General features: G+C 67.1%; 15 protein-coding genes. 10 read left to right on the top strand and 5 right to left on the bottom strand.

Annotated features, from left to right (window positions below; translation table 11 throughout):
* The first annotated feature begins 163 nt into the window (after positions 1 to 163).
* Genes AC1RLU_RS09665 through AC1RLU_RS09655 form a run of 3 tightly spaced genes read left to right on the top strand, consistent with a single transcriptional unit; the run spans position 164 to position 5,304 of the window.
* The gene (locus tag AC1RLU_RS09665; protein WP_061964415.1) at positions 164 to 847 is read left to right on the top strand and encodes a response regulator transcription factor; all 684 of its coding nucleotides are present in this window, start codon (positions 164 to 166) and stop codon (positions 845 to 847) included.
* Entirely contained in the window at positions 831 to 2,333 is a 1,503-nt protein-coding gene (locus tag AC1RLU_RS09660) for a HAMP domain-containing sensor histidine kinase (RefSeq protein WP_082617045.1), read from the top strand. Before AC1RLU_RS09665 ends, AC1RLU_RS09660 begins: the two co-directional genes overlap by 17 nt.
* 16 nt (positions 2,334 to 2,349) lie before the next feature.
* A complete protein-coding gene (locus AC1RLU_RS09655) occupies positions 2,350 to 5,304 on the top strand; it encodes a bifunctional [glutamine synthetase] adenylyltransferase/[glutamine synthetase]-adenylyl-L-tyrosine phosphorylase (protein ID WP_492795275.1) in 2,955 nt (984 codons plus the stop codon).
* 3 nt (positions 5,305 to 5,307) lie between these two features.
* Here the strand turns inward: AC1RLU_RS09655 and AC1RLU_RS09650 are convergent, their stop codons facing one another.
* The 3 genes from AC1RLU_RS09650 to AC1RLU_RS09640 form a co-directional block, all read right to left on the bottom strand.
* Positions 5,308 to 7,467 (bottom strand): PAS domain-containing sensor histidine kinase, encoded by a 2,160-nt coding sequence (locus AC1RLU_RS09650; RefSeq protein WP_492795274.1) that lies wholly within the window; start codon positions 7,465 to 7,467, stop codon positions 5,308 to 5,310.
* 361 nt (positions 7,468 to 7,828) lie between these two features.
* Positions 7,829 to 10,474, bottom strand: coding sequence for an aminopeptidase N (gene pepN, locus AC1RLU_RS09645; RefSeq protein ID WP_492795272.1), 2,646 nt, complete (start codon positions 10,472 to 10,474; stop codon positions 7,829 to 7,831).
* Positions 10,475 to 10,553: 79 nt separating this feature from the next.
* Positions 10,554 to 12,002 carry a cation diffusion facilitator family transporter gene (locus AC1RLU_RS09640; RefSeq protein ID WP_492795270.1) on the bottom strand — a complete coding sequence of 483 codons (1,449 nt, stop codon included), beginning with the start codon at positions 12,000 to 12,002 and terminating at the stop codon, positions 10,554 to 10,556.
* A 104-nt stretch (positions 12,003 to 12,106) separates the two neighbouring features.
* Here AC1RLU_RS09640 and AC1RLU_RS09635 point away from each other — a divergent pair, with 104 nt between their 5' ends.
* The 6 genes from AC1RLU_RS09635 (at position 12,107) to AC1RLU_RS09610 (ending at position 16,889) form a co-directional block, all read left to right on the top strand.
* A complete protein-coding gene (locus tag AC1RLU_RS09635; protein ID WP_492796192.1) occupies positions 12,107 to 12,556 on the top strand; it encodes a VOC family protein in 450 nt (149 codons plus the stop codon).
* Positions 12,557 to 12,560: 4 nt separating this feature from the next.
* A complete protein-coding gene (locus tag AC1RLU_RS09630; protein WP_492795268.1) occupies positions 12,561 to 13,457 on the top strand; it encodes a PfkB family carbohydrate kinase in 897 nt (298 codons plus the stop codon).
* Positions 13,458 to 13,559: 102 nt separating this feature from the next.
* On the top strand, positions 13,560 to 13,898 hold the full coding sequence (locus tag AC1RLU_RS09625; RefSeq protein WP_492795266.1) for a hypothetical protein: 339 nt from the start codon (positions 13,560 to 13,562) through the stop codon (positions 13,896 to 13,898).
* 179 nt (positions 13,899 to 14,077) lie between these two features.
* Positions 14,078 to 14,965: a DUF1003 domain-containing protein gene (locus AC1RLU_RS09620; RefSeq protein ID WP_492795264.1), complete on the top strand. Its 888-nt coding sequence runs from the start codon at positions 14,078 to 14,080 to the stop codon at positions 14,963 to 14,965.
* Positions 14,966 to 15,035: 70 nt separating this feature from the next.
* The gene (locus AC1RLU_RS09615) at positions 15,036 to 16,064 is read left to right on the top strand and encodes an ABC transporter substrate-binding protein (protein ID WP_492795263.1); all 1,029 of its coding nucleotides are present in this window, start codon (positions 15,036 to 15,038) and stop codon (positions 16,062 to 16,064) included.
* A 111-nt stretch (positions 16,065 to 16,175) separates the two neighbouring features.
* Complete coding sequence (locus AC1RLU_RS09610) at positions 16,176 to 16,889, top strand: urease accessory protein UreE (RefSeq protein ID WP_492795261.1); 714 nt, start codon at positions 16,176 to 16,178, stop codon at positions 16,887 to 16,889.
* Positions 16,890 to 16,947: 58 nt separating this feature from the next.
* Here AC1RLU_RS09610 and uxuA read toward each other — a convergent pair whose 3' ends face one another.
* Entirely contained in the window at positions 16,948 to 18,144 is a 1,197-nt protein-coding gene (uxuA, locus tag AC1RLU_RS09605) for a mannonate dehydratase (protein WP_492795260.1), read from the bottom strand.
* 47 nt (positions 18,145 to 18,191) lie between these two features.
* Positions 18,192 to 18,887 (bottom strand): GntR family transcriptional regulator, encoded by a 696-nt coding sequence (locus tag AC1RLU_RS09600; RefSeq protein WP_061964395.1) that lies wholly within the window; start codon positions 18,885 to 18,887, stop codon positions 18,192 to 18,194.
* 178 nt (positions 18,888 to 19,065) lie between these two features.
* Between AC1RLU_RS09600 and AC1RLU_RS09595 the strand changes: the two genes are divergently transcribed.
* Positions 19,066 to 20,256 carry an extracellular solute-binding protein gene (locus tag AC1RLU_RS09595; RefSeq protein ID WP_061964393.1) on the top strand — a complete coding sequence of 397 codons (1,191 nt, stop codon included), beginning with the start codon at positions 19,066 to 19,068 and terminating at the stop codon, positions 20,254 to 20,256.
* The last annotated feature ends 122 nt before the right edge of the window (positions 20,257 to 20,378 follow it).

Here is a 20,378-nt window from a genome sequence, read left to right as displayed (position 1 = left end):
TGACGTGACCTTCGAGGTCGGCCGCCAGCCGGCGGCCTGATCCGAGCTGGCGGGTCCCTCGGTTCCCTGTCGCCCCAGCCCAGGGACTTCGCCGTCGCGGCGGCAGGCCGGATGCGTATCCTCCGGCCTGCCGTTTTCGCGTTTCTTGAGATAGGGTTGGTCTATGCGACTCCTGATCGTCGAAGATGATGCCGAGGCTGCGGCCTATCTGACCAAGGCTTTCCGCGAAGTCGGCCACGTCGCCGACCATGCCGCGGACGGGCTGGAAGGCTATGCCATGGCCGAGGGCGGCGGCTACGACGTGCTGGTCATCGACCGCATGCTGCCGCGCCTCGACGGGCTCTCGCTGATCCGCTCCCTGCGCGAGCAGAAGGACGATACGCCCGCCCTGATCCTCTCCGCACTCGCCCAGGTCGACGACCGGGTGAAGGGTCTGCGGGCCGGCGGCGACGACTACCTGCCCAAGCCCTATGCCTTCTCCGAGCTGCTCGCTCGCGTCGAGGTGCTGGCGCGCCGCCGCGGTGCTCCAGCCGCCGAGCCTACGACCTATCGCGTCGGCGAGCTGGTGCTCGACCGGCTTGCCCATCGCGTCACGCGCGAGGGCCAGGAGATCGTCCTGCAGCCGCGCGAGTTCCGCCTGCTCGAATATCTGATGAAGCATGCCGGGCAGGTCGTGACCCGCACCATGCTGCTGGAGAACGTCTGGGATTATCATTTCGATCCCCAGACCAATGTCATCGACGTGCATGTCAGCCGCCTGCGCGCCAAGGTCGACAAGGGTTTCGAGCTGCCGATGATCCACACCATCCGCGGCGCGGGGTACATGGTCCGTGACAGCGCCCGCTGACGCCTCCTCGCACAAGCGCCAGCGCTTCCTGCCCACGCTGTTCCGCACGACCGCCTTCAAGCTGACGGCGGCCTATCTCGTCATCTTCGCGCTCTTTGCCGCCTTCGTCCTCGGCTATGTCGCCTGGAACGCCAAGCGCCTGCTCGACGACCAGATCCGCTCGACCATCGATGCCGAGATCCAGGGCCTGGCCGAGCAGCAGCGCCAGGGCGGTATCCGCCGTATCGTCAACATCGTCGAGCGCCGTTCGCGCGCGCCGGGCGCCTCGCTCTACCTCGTCACCACGCCGGTGGGAGAGCGCATCGCCGGCAATGTCGAAGCGATCCCGCCCGGCACGCTCGATCGCACCGGCGAGAGCGAGATCGAATATGCCCGCTCCAGCGAGACGGTCGACACACCGAGCCGCGCGTTGGTGCGCGTGTTCTTGCTGCCGGCCGGGTTCCGCCTGCTCGTCGGCCGCGACCTCGAGGAGCGCGATCGGCTCGGCATCGTCATCCGGCGCGCCGCCGGCTGGTCGCTGGCGCTGGTCCTTATCCTCGGCTGCTTCGCCAGCTGGTTCGTGGCCCGGCGTGTGCTGAAGCGCATCGACGGCATGAGCGAAACCGCGCATGGCATCATGGAGGGCGACCTGAAAGGCCGGCTCGCCATCACCGGCACCGGCGACGAGCTCGACCGGCTCGCGCTCAACCTCAACGCCATGCTCGACCGCATCGGTGAATTGATGGCCAGCATGCAGCAGGTCACCGACAATATCGCCCATGACCTCAAGACGCCGCTGACCCGGCTGCGCAACCGGGCGGAGGAGGCGCTGCGGACTGCGAAATCGCCAGATGAATTGCGGGCGGCGCTCGACGGCTCGATCGAGGAGGCGGACAACCTCATCCGTGTTTTCAACGCGCTCCTGATGATCGCGCGGCTGGAGGCCGGTCGCGTCAGCGACAACATGAGCGAGCTCGACATTTCCGAGATCGTCTCCGGCCTCGCCGAACTCTACGAGCCGCTGGCCGAGGAAGCCGGCCTGTCGCTCGCCAGCGATGTCGCCCCTGGCCTGAAGGTCCGCGGCAATCGCGAACTGATCGGGCAGGCCTTGAACAACCTGATCGACAACGCCCTGAAATACGGTGCGCCGGAGCAGGGCGGCGACGGCACCGTGGCGGTCTCTGCCCGGGCGATTGGCGACCAGGTCGAGCTCTCCGTCGCCGACCATGGCTCAGGGATTCCGGAGGCCGATCGCGGCCGCGTCTTCGATCGTTTCGTCCGGCTCGATACCAGCCGCAGCAAGCCGGGCTTCGGGCTCGGCCTCTCGTTGGTGGCCGGCGTGGTGCGCCTGCATGGCGGTAGCCTCACGCTGGAGGATAATGCGCCGGGCCTGCGCGTCGTCATCCTCTTGCCCGTCGGCAGCCCCAAGCCTGTGGACACGCCGGCCCTCGCCGAGCCTGCCGCCTCGACAGCGGCGCCAAACCCTGCTGGCGTGCCGATCCACTGAGGCAGGACGATGAACGATGGCGGAACGGCTCTGTGACAGGCTCGAGGCTGCGCCGGTCCTGCCGGCGAAGGCCAAGGCCGATGCGCTGCTGAAGCGAGAGCTGATCGAGCGCCTCCATGACGAGGAAGCGGCCGAGGCGCTCAAGGCGCATCTGGCCGAGCATCCGCGCAGCGCAGCATTGGTCGCCGGCATCCTCGCCCATTCGCCCTTCCTGACGCAGATCATGCGCTTCGACCCGGCCGGGCTGCTCGCCAGTCTGACGGAGGCGCCGGAAGTCCGTCGCGACGCACTGCTGGCCGGGATCGCGGCCTTCGCCGAGGCGGGCTGTGAAACTGCGGACCTGATGCGCGAATTGCGCCGCTTCCGCCGCGCCATGGCACTCCTGATCGCGCTCGCCGACATCGGCGGTGCCTGGGATGTCGAGACCGTGACGGGCGCGTTGACCGAAACCGCCGACATGGCGGCGCGCCTCGCCACCGACCACGTCCTGCGGCAGGCCGCCGATCTTGGCCGGATCAACCTTGCCGACCCAGCCAATCCCGGCCCCGGCTCCGGCCTCGTCGTGCTGGCGCTGGGCAAGCATGGCGCCGGCGAGCTGAACTATTCCTCCGATATCGACATCGTCGTCTTCTTCGATCCCGAGGCCGCTGAAGCGGCCGGCGTCGCCGAGCCCACAAGCTTCTTCGTCAAGCTGACCCAGCAGATCGCGCGTATCATCCAGGAGCGCACGCCGGACGGCTATGTCTTCCGCGTCGACCTGCGCCTGCGGCCCGATCCGGCCTCGACCCATGTCGCAGTCTCGTTGCCCTCGGCCTATTCCTATTACGAGACGGTCGGCCAGAACTGGGAACGCGCCGCCATGATCAAGGCGCGGCCGATCGCGGGTGATATCGAGCTCGGCCAGCGCTTCCTTGGGGATCTCGCGCCCTTCATCTGGCGCAAGTATTTCGACTTCGCGACCATCGCCGACATCCATGCGATGAAGCGCCAGATCCAGACCGTGAAGGGCCACGAGACCATCGCGGTCGCCGGTCATAACGTGAAGCTCGGGCGCGGCGGCATCCGCGAGATCGAGTTCTTCGTGCAGACGCAGCAGCTCGTCTTCGGCGGCCGTCGCCCGGCTCTTCGCGGCCCGCGCACGCTGGAGATGCTTGGCGAACTGACGACCGAAGGCTGGATCACGCCGCAGGCCCGCGACGAGTTATCGGAATCCTATCGCTGGCTGCGCACCATCGAGCACCGCCTGCAGATGCAGGCCGACGAGCAGACGCAGACCCTGCCCAAGGCGGCGGGCGATCTCGAAGCCTTCGCCCGCTTCTGCGGCTATCCCTCGACGGCCGCCTTCGGCAAGGCGCTGACCGCGCATGCGAAGTGCGTCGAAGGGCATTACGCCCTGCTCTTCGAGGAAGGGCCGAGCCTTGCCTCCGAAGCCGGCACGCTGAGCTTCACCGGCTCGGAAGCCGATCCCGAGACGATCGAGACGCTTGGCAAGCTCGGCTTCCGCGATGGCGCGACCGCGGCGGAGACGGTGCGCGGCTGGCATTTCGGCCGCCGCGCCGCCGTCACCAGCGCCCGCGCCCGCGAGGTGCTGACGGAGCTGACCCCGGCGCTGCTCGTCGCGCTCGGCCGTACTGCCGACCCAGACGGCGCGCTCGCCCATCTCGACAACGCCTTCGTCCGCATGCCGGCGGCGGTCGAATTGCTGACGCTGCTGCGCTCGCATGATTCCTTGCTGACGCTCTTCGCCGAGATCCTCGGCAGTGCGCCGCGCCTCGCCAAGGTCGCGGCCTTGCACCCGCATGTGCTCGACGGCGTCATCGACCCGGCCTTCGGGCAGGCGGTGCTCGATGTCGAGGCGCTGGAGCGGCGCATCCGCAATCATGTCGGCTCGCCACCGCCCAGCGTCGAGGACGGGCTCGACCGCCTGCGCGACGCAGCCCGGCAGGAGAATTTCCTGGTCGGCGCGCGCCTCCTCTCCGGCGTCTACCCGGCACAAGGGGCGGGACAGGCTTATTGCGCTGTCGCCGAGGCCTGCCTGCGCGTCGCCTTCGCCGACACCCGCCGATCCTTCACGGAAGACCATGGCGCCATCGAAGGGGCGGAGACGGTCGTGCTCGGCCTTGGCCGGCTCGGTGCAGGCGAGCTCACGCCTTCATCCGATCTCGACCTGATCCTGCTCTACGACCGGCCGGAGGATGCCGGCGCGAGCGACGGCGCCAGAAGCCTCGATCCCGTCACCTGGCATGTCCGCTTCACCCAGCGCCTCGTCGCGGCGCTGACCGTGCCGACGCGGCGCGGCACGCTCTATCAGGTCGACATGCGCCTGCGCCCGACCGGCAACAAGAGTCCGGCTGCGACCCAGTTCGCCGGCTTCGAGGCCTATCATCAGGGCGAGGCCGAGATCTGGGAGGAGATGGCGCTGACCCGCGCCCGCGTCGTCGCGGGCGATGCCGGTCTGGCCAAGCGGGTGGAGGCCTCGATCCGCGCGATCCTGTCGCGCAAGCGCGAGCCGGCCAAGGTCGCGGCGGCGGTCGCCGAGATGCGCGCACTGATTGCCAGGGAGAAGGGCGAGAAGGATCCCTGGGACCTGAAGCTCGCGGCCGGCGGCATCACCGATCTCGACTTCCTCGCCCAGTTCCTGCTGCTGGCCTATGCCAGCGAACACCCCGGCCTGATTGTCAACGACACGGCCTCGGTCTTCGCGGCAGCCAAGGCGGCTGGCCTGCTCTCGGACGGAGATGCCTCTGTTCTGCTCGAAGCGCATCGCCTGATCGGCGACGTCCAGCTCTGGCAGCGTTTCACCGTCGAAGAGGCCTTCGATCCCAAGGCCGTGCCGCCCCGGGTGCTCAGGAGAATCGCGACGGCCGTCGGCCGGCCCGATGCGAAGGTCATGAAGGCGGAGCTCGACGAGGTTCGCGGCGCGGTGAGGGCGATCTTCACCCGCGTGCTGTCGAAGGCGAAGGCTGGCTGAGGCTCAAGCCGCCTGCGCGGTGATGCGGTCGGCGCCGCCGTCGAGTGGCAGGTGGATCATGACGATGGTGCCGGCGCCGATCGCCGAGCGCAGCCGGAGCGAGCCGCCATGCAGCTCGACGAGCGAGCGGGCGATGGCGAGGCCCAGGCCCGAACCCTTGTAGCTGCGCACCAGATCGCCCTCGACCTGCTCGAACGGGCGGCCGACGCGGTCGATCTTCTCCTTGGGGATGCCGATGCCGGTATCCTCGATGAAGATGTTGAGCGCACCGGGGACATGGCGGGTGCGGACCGCGATCCGCCCGCCTTCCGGCGTGAACTTGGCGGCGTTGTCGAGCAGGTTGCCGAGGATCTGGTAGAGCGCGTGCGGGTCGGCTTCGAGATGGGTGTCGAGCGGGCCTTCGATGGCCAGCACGAGCTGCTTGCGTTCGACCTCCGGCTGGACCTTCCGCAGCGCCTGGTCGAGCACCGGGCCGAGAGCGATCTCGCTCTTCTCCAGCCGCAGGCGGCCGGATTCGATGCGGGACATGTCGAGGATGTCGTCGATGATGCTCAGGAGATAGCCGCCGCTGGTGCGGATGTCGCGGACATAGTCGGTGTACTTCTCGCCGAGCGGACCGAACAGGCCGTTCTCCATGATCTCGGAGAACCCGATGATGGCGTTGAGCGGCGTGCGCAGCTCGTGGCTCATATTGGCAAGGAATTCGGACTTGGCGCGGTTGGCGCTTTCGGCGGAAGCCTTCTGCTCGAGATAGCGCTCGGCGAGATCGGCGAGCTGCTGGGCCTGGGCCTCGAGCTTCTGGCGCGAGGCCTTGAGGTCGGTGACATGCATCAGGAGCTGGTGCTCGGACTGGGTCAGCCGCTCTTCCTGCTGCTTCAACTTGGTGATGTCGGTGCCGACCGAGACCGAGCCGCCATCCTTGGTGCGGCGGCCGTTGATCTGCAGCCAGCGGCCATCCGAGAGGCGGGCCTCGTAGGAGGCCCCGGCCATGCCGCGTTGCACCCGCATCGGCTCGCGGTCGATCTGCGGCTGGGCCGAGAGCTCCATGATCTCGTCGTAGGAGGCGCCGGATTGCAGGGCGTCAGCCGGGAGCTGGTGGAGCTGCTGGTACTTGGCGTTGCAGAGCACGAGGCGGTTGTCGGCATCCCACAGCACGAAGGCTTCCGAGATCGCCTCGACGGCGTCGCGCAGGCGGGCATCGGAGGTGGCGGTGCGCTCGGCCATGCGGCGCTGCTCGGAGATGTCGACGACGATGCCGACGAGATGGCGCGCGCGGGTGCGGCGATCGATGACCAGCTCGGCACGAGCCTTCAGCCAGATCCATTCGCCGGTGGCGGAGCGGACGCGGAACTCGCGGTCGAGATGGTCGGCCTCGCCGCGGCTGATCGCGTCGGCGAGCGCATAGAGGTCGACATCGTCCTGGTTGATGAAGCTCGAGACCTCGCCGAAGGACATGTATTCGCCGGTGCGGTCATAGCCGAGCAGGGCATACATCGAATCCGACCAGTAGATGCGGCCCCGCGCGAGGTCCCAGTCCCACAGGCCGCAATGGCCGCGGTTGAGCGCGGTGTCGATGCGTTCGCGGACGCAGTCGCAATCCTGGTCGGCGGCGCTCGCCCGCTTCGACTGGAGCATGAAGGCGAGCGTGGTGACGCCGAGGATAAGGCCGGCGGAGCCGAACAGGATGATCAGGCCCGAGCGGCGGATCTGCCAGGTCGAGAGCGCCCGCGAGACCGGCTGCAGCACCGCGACCTGCCCGAGGGGGGCGGCGAGGTTGCGCACGCTGGCGAAGGCGTCGGCGCCGTTCGGCAGGGTAATGCGCATCACGCCGGCGCGGTCCCCGAATACGGTGAGAGGCTGGGTCTGGCCGAGGAAGTCGACGAGCGTGCGCTGCGTCTGGCCGATCACCGGTTCGCTGGCGATCACGCGGCCATCGGCGCCGCTGACATGGACGAAGCGGCCATGGGCCGCGAGGTGGCGGGCGGTGAGTGCAGCGAGGACGGCGGTGGGCTCCTTGCCCGCCAGCGTGGCGGCGTCGAGCTCCCGGGCGACCAGAGCCGAGACCAGGTCCATGTCGCCGGCCGCGTCGATGAGGGCGTCGTCGCGCATGGCCGAGGTCTGGATCAGCGCGCCGGCACCGAGAATGATGAGGAAAAGTCCCACAAACGCAGGGATTGCGGTGCGAAAGGCAGGTTCGAAGCTTTCGAAGCGATGATACAGAGGGTGCGTCAGCGAGCGCGCCACACCCAGAATCGTATCGGCGCGCACAGGTGCGCAGCCCGCGTTTGCACGCGACATGCCCGGTCCCCCTTCGGAACTTTACCGTCAGTAAGATCGGGAGACGTGCCGCATCCCCGCGAATCACCGTCAGTTGAATCCGGGCGCCTCGGTTTGTCTAGCCCTGAGTTGAGTCAGGAGTGTCGAATTCTCCTTTAGGTTGCAGCGCTTATGCCGATGAATCCTGCGCGGGTAATGAAACGTTAATCTTTTGGACAGGTCGGCGTTAACGATTCCCGGAGAGTGCTCAGGCGAGCGCTCTTTCGGCGATGTCGGCGACGTCCCGCGACAGGTTCGGCAGGGCCGCGACGGTGCTCAGCGCCTCCCGCGCCAGGCGCTTTCGGCCGGGCTCCAGCATGCGCCAGCTCTTGAACGAGCCGAGCAGTCGCGAGGCGACCTGCGGATTGGTCTTGTCGAGCGCGACGACGATATCGGCGACGAAATCATAGCCTGCGCCATCGGCCCGGTTGAACTGGGTCAGGTTCGCCGCGAAGCCGCCGATCAGCGCCCGCACGCGATTGGGATTGCCGAGCGAGAAGGCGGGGTGCTGCATCAGCGCCTTGACGCGTTCCAGCGTGCCGGGTTCGGCGATCAGCGCCTGCGCCATCAGCCATTTGTCGAGTACGAGGGGTTCGCCCGCATAGCTTTTCGCGAAGCGCGCGATCAGGGCTTCGCGCCGCTCGCCTGGGATCAGCGTCATTGCCGCCAGCGCGGCGAGGCGATCGGTCAGGTTGTCGCCGGTGGCGAACTGCTCCTCGCAGAGATCGGCAGCCTCGGTCGGAGCGGCCAGCGCCGCCAGCCCGAGCAGTTCGTTGCGCAGTGCGCGTCGCCCCGCCGAGGCCGCATCAGGGCGATAGGCGCCGCTGGCTGCGAGCGCGCCACGCAGGCCCGGCAATTCGCCGAGGAGGGCGGCGCCGATCGCGGTCGATAGTTTGCGATGGGCGGCGAAGATCGCATCGGGGTCGACATCCCCACCGATCTCACGAGCGATATCGGCCGGCGCGGGCAGGCGCAGCACCTGCGCCGCGAAGGCCGGGTCGGACAGCCCATCCGCCTTGAGGAAGCTGCGCAGTGCTTCGCCGAGCTTGCCGGCGGTCGCTGCCAGCACGTCCGCATCGGCACCGGGCTTGCCGGCAGCCACGAGCACGCGCGTCGCGACGCTCTGGAGCGATTGCCAGCGATTGAAGGAATCGCTGTCGGCCGAGAACAGCCGGAGCAGGTCCGCATCCGACAAATCGAGATCGAGCCGCGCAGGCGCCGAGAAGCCACGCATCAGCGAGGGGATCGGCGCTTCCGCGACATCCTCGAAGGTGACCGACAGGGACGGCTGGTCGAGCACCACGAGCCCGTCGCCGGCATAGGCGTTCGAGGCCGTCTTCAGAGGCAGGTCGCCCTTCGCGCCGACGAGGCCGAGCTTGATCGGCAGCACGACCGGCTGCTTCTCGGTCTGGCCGGGTGTCGGTGGCGTGCTCTGCGCGAGGTCGAGCGTGTAGCGCTTCGCCGCCGCGTCGTAGCGGCCGGAGGCGACGATGGTCGGCGTGCCCGCCTGCTCGTACCAGCGGGCGAAATGATCGAGGTTCTGGCCCGAGGCCTCGACGAAGCAGCCGAGGAATTCCTCGATCGTCGCGGCCGTGCCGTCGCAGCGCTCGAAATAGAGGTCCATGCCGCGCTTGAAGGCGTCGTCGCCGATCAGGACCTTGAGCATGCGGATGACCTCCGCGCCCTTCTCATAGACCGTCGGCGTGTAGAAGTTGTTGATTTCCTTGTAGGCGCGCGGCCTGACCGGATGGGCGAGGGGGCCGGCATCCTCCGAGAACTGGGTCGAGCGCAGGGTGCGGACATCGGCGATGCGCTTCACCGGGCGCGAGCGCTCGTCGGCGGAGAATTCCTGGTCGCGGAAGACGGTGAGCCCTTCCTTCAGGCAGAGCTGGAACCAGTCGCGGCAAGTGATGCGGTTGCCGGTCCAGTTGTGGAAATACTCATGGGCGATGATCGCCTCGATCGAGGCGTAGTCGCCGTCGGTCGCAGTCTGCGGATCGGCCAGGACGTATTTGTCGTTGAAGATGTTGAGGCCCTTGTTCTCCATCGCCCCCATGTTGAAATCGGAGACGGCGACGACGTTGAACATGTCGAGATCGTAGTTGCGGCCGAAGACCTGCTCGTCCCAGCGCATGCAGCGCACCAGCGAATCCAGCGCCCAGCCGGCGCGATCGGCCTTGCCGGGCTCGACATAGACGGCGAGTTCGACCTTGTGGCCGTCGGCGGTGACGTAATCCTGCCGGACATGGTCGAGCGCCCCGCCGACCAGCGCGAAGAGATAGGCGGGCTTGGGGTGCGGGTCGTGCCAGACGGCGAAGTGCCGATCGCCGCCGGGCAGTTCGGCGGCCGCGACGAGATTGCCGTTGGAGAGCAACACCGGCGCTTCCGCCTTCGCCGCTTCCAGCCTGACGGTATAGACGCTCATCACGTCCGGCCGATCGAGGAAATAGGTGATGCGGCGGAAGCCATCCGCCTCGCACTGCGTGCAATAGACCTTCGAGGAGCGGTAGAGCCCCATCAGCTTGGTATTGGCGGAGGGGTCGAGCTCGGTCTCGATCGTCAGCGTGAAATCATGTGCCGGCGGGGCGGGGATCGTCAGCGCCTGCGGCGTCACCGTGTAGCTGGCGGGGTCGAGCGGCTTGCCGTCGATGGCGAGCGACTTCAGCACAAGTTCGTCGCCGTCGAGCTTGAGCGGCGCGCCGGGCTGGCCCTCCGGATTGGGCCGCAGCGCCAGCAGGGCGCGCACCCGCGTCTTCTGCGGATGCAGGCTGACATCGAGATCGACCGTGTCGATCAGCCAGTCGCTGGGGCGATAATCCTCGAGGCGGATCAGCGGGGCATCTTCGGTACGCATGGGAACCCTGATGGCGAGAGTCAGGGTGCGTGTGTAGCCTTTGCCGGACGGGGCCGGAAGCCTCGTCCGGCGCGACGGGTCACTTTGCTCCGGCCGGAACCGCCGGTTCCGCATGGCTCACCAGCCGGCAGACCTGCGGGCGGGCGATCCGAACCGCGCGCTCGATCGCATCGACCGCATCATGCACGGCGGCGACGTTAAGCCCCGGGTCGACGCGGCAATGGTAGTTGACGACCAGCCCCTTGGCGGTCTGGCGCACGCGCACGCTGTGGATGTCGTGGATCGGCCCGGAGAGCTTCGCGGCCTCGCCGGCGAGCGCCTTGCCGATATCCTCGACCGTTTCCCAGGCGGCGTTATGGCCGGCGGGCTGGCCCGTCTCCATCGGCTCGATATGGGTCTCGACCTCGGTCTCGCCGCCGAATTCGGCCCGGATCGCGCTTTCCAGCCGGGTGGCGATCTCATGGGCTTCGCCGAGCGGCAGGCTCTGGTCGACCTCCATGTCAAGGCTGACGGAGAGCTTGTCGCCGATCGAGTGGACGGTGACATGGTGCACCGGGATCTTGAGCTTGAGTGCGATCAGCAGCACGCGCTCCAGCGCCGTCTCGTCGTCGACCTGCACGGGATCGGCCGTGATCGTGATCTCGGCATCGGGCTCGACCTTCACCAGCGCCTCGCCGAGCTGGGCCTTGATCGCGACGACCCGGTCGAGCGGCAGGGTGCGCGAGACGCTGATGCCGATCTCGCCATGGACGCGCCCGCCGGTCGGACGCACCCGTAGCCAGTTGACGCCGACCACGCCCGGCACGCCACGCGCGATCTCGCGCAGCTTTTCACTCATGCCCTCGGGAGCTGTGTCCATCAATGTATCGAGAACGCGCCGGGCGAGGCGATAGGCCGAAAAGGCGGTATAGGCCGCGATCGCGAAGGCGGCTGCGGTATCGGCCCGCTCGATGCCGTACCAGACGCCGATGAGGCCGCCGAGCACCAGCGTCGAGCCGACGAAATCAGCCGAGAAATGCGTGGCTTCGGCGGCAAGCGCCTCGCTGCCGGTCTCCTTGGCGACCTTGGTCAGCGAGCGCCAGCGAATTGCGTCGACGATCATGGAGAGCACGAGCACGCCGATGACGAGCGGCGTCACCTCGACATGCGCGATGACATTGGTCCAGAGCCGGTTGCCGGCCTCCCACAGAATCGCGCCGGCGAGCGTGAACAGGATGGCGGTCTCGACCAGCGCGGCCAGCGCCTCGACCTTGCCGTGGCCGTAGTGGTGCTCGTCATCGGCCGGCTTGTCAGAGGCGCGGACGGCGAACCAGGTGAACAGCGTCGAGCCGACATCGACCAGCCCCTGCAGCGCGTCGGTGAGCAGGGCGAGCGAGCCGGAGATGATGGCGCCGACGATCTTCGCTGCCGTCAGCAGGATCGTGGCCATCACCGAGAGGATCGCGGCGCGCTGCTTGATCTGCGCGATCTGGGCGGGCGTGGCGCGCACGGCCGGTGCCGTCGCCGGCCCGTCTTGCGTTGTCGTCATGGCGCGTCCTGTTCAGATGGCTTGGCGAGGTGGTCTGGAATGCCGATGCTCTTGCCTGATTTAGGAAACGGATCAACCCTGCCGCCCCTCAACGAGGAAACATGATGCGTTATCTCCACACCATGGTGCGCGTGACCGACCTGGATCAGGCGCTGGATTTCTACGTCAACAAGTTCGGGCTGGTCGAAACCCGCCGCATCGAGAACGAGAAGGGCCGTTTCACGCTGGTCTTCCTCGCCGCCTCCGACGATCTGGCGGGAGCGAAGGCCGGTGCCTCGCGCGGCAGCCCGACACTGGAGCTGACCTATAACTGGGACCCGGAAAACTACACCGGCGGCCGCAATTTCGGCCATCTCGCCTATGAGGTCGACGACATCTACGCGACCTGCGACAAGCTGATGAAGGCCGGCGTCACCATCAACCGTCCGCCGCGCGACGGCAACATGGCCTTCATCCGCTCGCCCGACAACATCTCGATCGAACTGCTCCAGAAGGGCGAGCCGAAGGCCCCGGCCGAGCCTTGGGCGAGCATGCAGAACACCGGGAGCTGGTGAAGCCTTGGCCGGCGTCTTCTGCCTGGGCATCGCGACGCTGGACTATGTCTACAGCGTCGAGACCATGCCGACGCGCGGGGAGAAATACCGCTCGCGCGGGCTCGCCGTCGTCGGTGGCGGCTGCGCCGGCAATGCCTCGGTCGCGATCGCGCGGCTCGGCGGCGCCTGCTGGCTGGCGACGCGCCTCGCCGATGACCTGACCGGCGACCAGATCGTCGCCGATCTCGAAGCGGAAGGCGTCGATGCCGGCTTCGCCCGCCGTGTCGCCGGCCTGCGCTCGCCTGTCTCGGCCATTCTGGTCGATGCCGAAGGCGAGCGCATGGTGATCTCCTATTCCGATCCGGCCATGCCCGAGGATGTTGCCTGGCTGCCGGCCGAGCTTCCAAGGGGAGCCGGCGCCGTGCTCGCCGACACCCGCTGGGGGGAGGGCGCGCTCGCCGCCCTGAAGCTCGCCCGCGCCGCAGGCGTGCCCGGCGTGCTCGACGGCGACCGCAGGCCGCCGCATCCCGATCTCGTGGGCACGGCGAGCCATGTTGCCTTCAGCCAGCAGGCCCTGCGCGAGATTTCGGGCGAGGAAGACCCGCGCAGTGGTCTCGCCAAGGTGTCCGCCGGCGTCCCGACCTGGCTCGCGGTCACGCTCGGCAAGGGCGGCGTGCTCTTTATGGACGGCGGCGAGGTCCGGCACAGCGCGGCTTTCGTCGTCGATACCGTCGATACGCTGGGGGCCGGCGATGTCTGGCACGGCGCCTTTGCGCTGGCCTTGGCCGAAGGGCAGGCCGAGCCGGCGGCGATTCGCTTTGCCTCGGCGGCGGCCGCGATCAAATGCACCCGTTTCGGCGGCCGCAGTGGCGCGCCGAAGCGCGACGAGGTCGAGCGTTTCCTGGCGCAGGGCGGCGCCTAGCCCGTTTGAGCTTTCCCTCCAACGTCGCGCAGTCGTCACGCGCGTCGGGCATCTGACCCGGCGCGCGCTGCCGCGCATCGGTCGAGCTCAGGAGAGAGCATCATGCTGGCGATCCAGGGTCTGAAATGCATCTATGACACCACGGGCAAGGGTTGGTCGATCGAGCTCGTCCTCCGGGCCGATGGCGAGGATGCCGTGCGCCGCTTCGATGTCGACGGAGCCGAAGATGCCGAACTGCTGATCGAAGCCTTCGAGGATTCCTCGGCCAGCGCCTTCGATCCGGAAACCGGCGAGATCGTCTTCGGTTACGAATATATCGACCTCGACGAAGAGGACGAGGAAGACGACGAAGACGAGGGCGAGGAGGATGAAACCGAGGAATCCGAAGAGGAGGACGCGGAGTCCGACGAGACCGGCAAGGACGAGAAGCCGAAGGGCTGAGGCCTCGCCTGAACGGGCCGCTCGCGGCCCCGTGACGACCATGAGCCCGGAGAGGCAACCGCCTCGCCGGGCGATCTCGTTTCGGTGGCCGCCATCGGCCGGGCTCTTTCGGCTGCTGGTATCCGCGCCGGGATCAGGTGCAATCTGCGCAAGGCTTAAGACGTGATGACGGGCAGGGAATGACACAGGAACAGGATGATGATCGGGTCGCGGAGGCGCCTTCAGTGGCGCTCGCGACCCTGGCCGATCCGGCGAGCGTCGCCGGCGCGGCCGGCAAGAAGCGCGGTGTCTGCGCCATCAGCGGGCAGGAGCTGGCGCGCAGGAATCTGATCGAGATCGGCACGCTGCGCCCCGCGCTCGCCGACCATATCCGTAACGATTTCCCCGATCTGCCCGACCACGCGCTGATCAGCCTGAAGGAGCTTGCGCGCTATCGCACCCGCTATGTCGAGGAAATCCTGCGCGAGGAGCACGGCGAATATTCGGACCTCGACCGCGAGGTCGCCGAGAGCATCGCCCGGCAGGAGACCATCGCGGAGAATACCGAGGATGATTTCGAGGAGCACCGCACGCTGGGCGAGCGCTTCTCCGACAATCTCGCCAGTTTCGGCGGCTCCTGGGCCTTCCTGATCAGCTTCGGCTTCGTGCTGGTCGTCTGGATGGGGATCAACGGCCTGATGGGTGAGACCAAAGCCTTCGATCCCTATCCTTTCATCCTGCTGAACCTCGTCCTGTCCTGCATCGCGGCGGTGCAGGCGCCGATCATCATGATGAGCCAGAAGCGGCAGGAATCGAAGGACCGGCTGCGCTCGCTCAACGACTACCAGGTCAACCTCAAGGCTGAGCTCGAAATCCGGCACCTGCATGAGAAGATGGACCATCTCGTCACCCGGCAATGGCAACGCCTCGCCGAGATCCAGCAGGTCCAGCTCGAAATGCTGCAGGAGGCGCAACTGCCCAAGGCGCGGGCGAAGCGGCGCAAGAAGCCCGTCGCCAAGAAGAAACGCGCGAAGCCGGCCGAGGCGCTCGCCGCTCCCGTGCAGGACAAGCCGGAGGGCGAGAACTAGCCCTTCGCTTGACTCCCCATCCTCCCGCCGGTCTTTTCGTCGGCAAACGAATCCGCTCGGGAGGATCATCATGGTTGCTTCGCGTTTTGCGCCTGTCGGCGCGCTCTTCGCCGGCCTGGCTTTCACGGCCCCGGCCTTCGCCCAGGGCCAGGTCACGGTCTATTGCTCGATCCTTGAGGAGCAGTGCCGCGAGGGCGCGGCGATGTTCGAGAAGGCGACCGGCATCAAGGTCTCGATGGTCCGCAAGAGCACCGGCGAGGTCTATGCGCAGGTCAAGGCCGAGGCGAGCAATCCGCGCGGCGACGTCTGGTGGGGCGGGCCGGGTGAGCCGCATCTCCAGGCGGCCGACGAAGGCCTGCTCGACGAATACAAGTCGCCGAAGCTTCCTGAATTGCATGACTGGGCGCAGCGCCATGCCGAGCAGTCGAAGTTCCGCACCAACGGCATTTATCTCGGCGCGCTCGGCGTCGGCTACAACACCGAGGTCCTCAAGAAGAAGGGCATCGCCGCGCCGAAATGCTGGGCCGACCTGCTTGATCCCAAGCTGCGCGACGAGGTCCAGATCGCCGATCCCAGCTCGTCGGGCACGGCCTATGTCTTCCTGGCGACGACGGTGCAGCGCCTCGGCGAGGAGAAGGGTTTCGAGTACCTCAAGGCCCTGCACAAGAACATCAGCCAGTACACCAAGTCCGGCATCGCCCCGGTCAAGGCTGCGGCGCTCGGCGAGACGGCGGTCGGCATCGCCTTCATCCACGACATGCTGACGCAGAAGCTGCAGGGTGCGCCGATCGAGACCTTCGCGCCCTGCGAGGGCACGGGCTATGAGACCGGCTCGGTCTCGATCATCAAGGGCGGCAAGAACCCCGAGGCCGCGCGCAAATTCGTGGATTTCACGCTCTCGCCCGATGCGCAGAACATCAATGCGAAGCTGAAGATCAACTCGATCCCGTCGAACAAGAACTCGCTGCTCTCGCCGGACGCGCCGAAATTCTCGGAGATGAAGCTGATCGACTACGACACCCCGCGCTGGGGCTCGCCGGCCGAGCGCTCGCGCCTGCTGAAGAAGTTCGACACCGAGGTCAAGGCGCTGCCGCGCTGAGCACCTCCGCGACATCCTAGCTTGGTAGCACGGCCGCTGGTTTGTGCTACTAAGCTGCGATCCGGGCTCGGGCGCGTGGCGCCCTGGCCTCAAGCCATGGGATCGCCACCGATGCTCCGCGCCACCTCCGTCCTTCGCAAGGCCGCCGTCAAGGCCGAGCGCGTCGTCGATACGCTGGCCCTCGGTCACCGCGACCGCACGATCAATGGCGTCAGTGTCCGCGCGACGGGCGGGCTGGAACTCGCGATCTCGCTCGACAAGGCGGCGACGCTGAACGATGGCGACGCGCTGAAGCTGGAAGACGGCACGCTGGTTCAGATCAAGGCGGCGCCGGAAAGCCTGCTGGAAATCCGCGCCGAGAACCCGCTGCGGCTGGTGCGTCTCGCCTGGCATCTTGGCGGCCATCACGTCCCGGCCGAGATGGCCGCCGACGCCCTTTACATCCCGAACGATGCGGCGCTCGGCGAACTGGTGCGTGGGCAGGGCTGCTCCATGACGGTGGTCGAGCGTCCGTTCCAACCGGAGGCGGAAGTCCATCACCACGCCCATGGCGATGATTGCGGCTGCGGGCACGACCATCATGACCACCATGACCACCATGACCACCATCATGGCCATGACCACGGCCATGGGCATCATCACGACCATCACGGCCACGATCATGCGCATGGGCACAAGCACGAGCATGGTCACGAGCACCAGCATGCCCATGGCGAGGGTTGCGGCTGCGGCCATGACCACGATCATCACGGGCACGGCCACCACGATCATGGCCACGGCCACGGCGCCGCCCATGGCCACAAGGGCCATTCCCACGATCACTGAGGCCGCGGGCGCTTCGATAGTTTAGCAAAGGCGGGCCTTTTGGCCCGCCTTTCGCGTCTCAGGCAGCGTAGCCCTTGACCTGTGCAAGGGCGGCCATGACGCCGCGCAGCTCGGCCAGCCCGCGCAGGCGCCCGACGGCCGGATAGCCCGGGAAGCTGCCCTTGCCGACATCGTCGAGCAGTTCGTGGCCGTGGTCCGGCCGCATCGGGATCTGCCAGGCGCTGAGGCCGGCAGCCTTCCGGCGCTGCTCCTCGGCCATCAGCGCATCGACCAGCGCGACCATGTCGGTGTCCCCGCCGAGATGCTCGGCCTCCATGAACGAGCCGTCCGGGTCCTTGGCGACGTTGCGCAGATGCGCGAACCAGATCTTGTCGGCGAAGCGCCGCGCGATCTTGGGCACGTCGTTCTTCGGATTGGCGCCGAGCGAGCCCGAGCACAGCGTCAGCCCGTTCGCGGGGGATTCCACCGAGCCGAGGATGTAGGCGATGTCCTCCTCGGTCGAGCAGATCCGCGGCAGGCCGAACAGCGAGCGCGGCGGATCGTCCGGATGGATGCACATGCGGATCCCGACCTCCTCGGCGGTCGGGATGATCGCTTCGAGGAAGCGCTTCAGGTTGGCGCGCAGCTTGTCATGGGTCATGCCGGCATAGCGATCGAGGATGCGGGCGAGGCCGGGCAGGTCGTAGCGGTCGAACGCGCCGGGCAGGCCGGCCATCACGCTGGAGAGCAGCCGGTCGCGATCGGCCTGCGAGGAGTTGTCGAACCAGGCCTTCGCCTTGTCCATCACCGCGGCGGAATGGCCCTCGTCGGCGCCCTTGCGCTTCAGCATGAAATGGTCGAGCGCGACATATTCATGCAGGTTGAAGCGCAAAGCCGTGCCGCCGCCCGGCAATTTGTGGGCGAGCTCGGTGCGGGTCCAGTCCAGCACCGGCATGAAATTGTAGCAGATTACCTCGAGGCCGCAGGCGGCAAGATTGCGCATCGACTGGCGATAGTTCTCGAAGATGGGTTCGAGGTCGCCTTCGCCGATCTTGACGCTCTCATGGATCGGCAGGCTCTCGACCACCTTCCATTCCAGGCCGAGGCTCTTGTCGGCGCGCACGATCGCCTGGCGCTTCTCGATCTCCTCGACGCTCCAGACCACCCCATAAGGGATCTGGTGCAGCGCGTTGACGATGCCGGTCGCGCCAGCCTGCCGGGCCTGCGCCAGAGTCACGACATCGTCCGGCCCGAACCAGCGCCAGCATTGTTCCATAGTGTGATATCCTTACAAGAGATGTCGCTGGTCGGGGACGCGGGGCGTCAGGAGGCTTCGTGGGCGAGGCGGGAATCGTCGAAGGCGTCCGCATGGTCTTTCGCGATCGTGTCGATCGTCGCGAAGACGGTGCGCAGATGCGCGCGCATCGCGGCCTCCGCGCCTTTGGCGTCGTGCTTCATGACGCAGGCCGCGATGATCCTGTGCTCGTTCAGGATCACCTCGGACCAGGACGGCGTTTCCAGCGAGAGACAGCGCACCCGGTCCATCTGGGCCTTCATGCCCTCGATCATGCTCCAGACGGCGCGATGGCCGGCAATGCGCGAGATCTCGGCATGGAACACCTCGTCGAGGCGGAAGATTTCGGTCCGGTCCCCCCGCTGCACGGCTTCCGCCTGCTCCTCGACCTGCGCCGCGAGCCGGCGGCAATCGGCGTCGCCGATGCGCTGCGCAGCCAGCACGACGGTGCGGCACTCCAGCGTCTCGCGCACGAACTGGCTGTCATGGACGGCGGCGAGGTCGATCGGCGCGACGAAGGTGCCGACCTGCGGCACGGCGACGAGGAAGCCTTCGTCGACCAGCCGCTTGAACGCCTCGCGTACGGGTGTGCGGCTGACGCCGAAACGCAAAGCCATCCGCGCCTCCGACATCGCTTCGCGCGGTTTCAGCGCGCCGCTGATCACGTCGGTGCGCAGCACGCTGTAGATCTGGTCCGTGCTATGACGGGTTGCAGGGTGGGCCATTGCCAAGCTCTCGACGGCTAGTATACTAGGATACTGACCAACCGGGGGCTGCGTCAACTTGGCAGGTTCGTCGACTTGGTAAGTTCCTGGATCAAGGGGCAGGAACGGGATCGCGGCGGCCGGATCGGCGCAGCATAATAAAGTTCATAAGCGGGCATCCGCATCGGGAGGAGAAATCATGGCTCACGACAGCATCAATCGGCGTCATTTCATCGGCGGCGTCGCCGGACTCGGTGTCGCAGCGCATGCGCCGGGCGTGTTCGCGCAGCAGCTCAAGCTGCCGGCGGCTCCGCTCACCATCAGTGTCATCGACGTCGGCGGGGCGCTCGCCCTCGTCCAGACGCCGCTGGAGAACTATCCGAAGGCGAATCCCAAGGCCGTCTCGCGGATGGTCTTCACCAAGGCCCCGGCACCAGAACTGCCGGCGAAGATCAAGGCCCAGCAGAATGCCGGCCGCGTCGATATCGACCTCGTCATCGGCGGCCTCGACGTGCTTTCGGCGGGTATCGAGCAGAAGCTCTGGGTCGAGCTGCTGCCGAGCCACGCATCCGAGTTGCCGAAGCCCGAGGATGTCTTCCTCAAGCCGGCGCTGGCCATGCACAATCTCGGCCAGGGCCAGGGCATGGCGATGGTCTATTACCCGTCCGGGCCGCTGCTCGAATACATGCCCGAGCGCGTCAAGCAGGTGCCGACCACCGCTGAGGAACTGCTGGCCTGGACCAAGCAGAACAAGAACCGCTTCTTCTACGGGCGCCCGGCCAATTCCGGCCCCGGCCGCACCTGGATCATGGGTCTGCCCTATCTCCTCGGCGACAAGGATCCGAAGGATCCCGAGAAGGGCTGGGACAAGACCTGGGCCTATCTCAAGGAGCTTGGCGAGAACATCGAGTATTACCCCGCCGGCACCGGCCAGACGATGAAGGAGCTCGGCGACGGCTCGCGCGACATCATCATCTCGACCACCGGCTGGGACATCAACCCGCGCGTGCTCGGCATCGTGCCGAAGGAAGCCAAGATCCAGGCCCTGAAGGGGTTCCACTGGGTCACCGACGCCCAGTACATGATGATCCCCAAGGGCGTTTCCGACGAGAAGCTCAACGTGCTGCTCGACCTGATCCGCCACATGCTGACCCCCGCGCAGCAGGCCTACACCTATGACGAGGGCTATTTCTATCCGGGTCCGGCGGTGAAGGACGTGCCGCTCTCGATGGCGCCGGCCTCCAGCCAGAAGGCCATCGCCGAGTTCGGCCGCCCCGAATACGAGAAGCTGATCGCCGACAACCCGATGGAAACCCCGCTCAACCCCGACAAGATGGTGATCGCCTTCCGGATCTGGGACGAGCAGGTCGGCGGCGCCAAGAAGAAGTAAGACTGGTTGCGGCGGCGGGCTCCGGCACGCGCCGGGGACCGCCGCCGTCCTTTCGATCCCGTTTCTCAGATTCATCCGGAAGCCATGACCATCAACGCAGCTTCGTTCCGCGAGCTTCGGCT

It is taken from the genome of Allobosea sp. GW822-FHT05A11 (assembly GCF_058800455.1).
The sequence above is the reverse complement of the archived record's forward strand: the minus strand, read 5'-3'. Positions and strand labels throughout refer to the sequence as shown.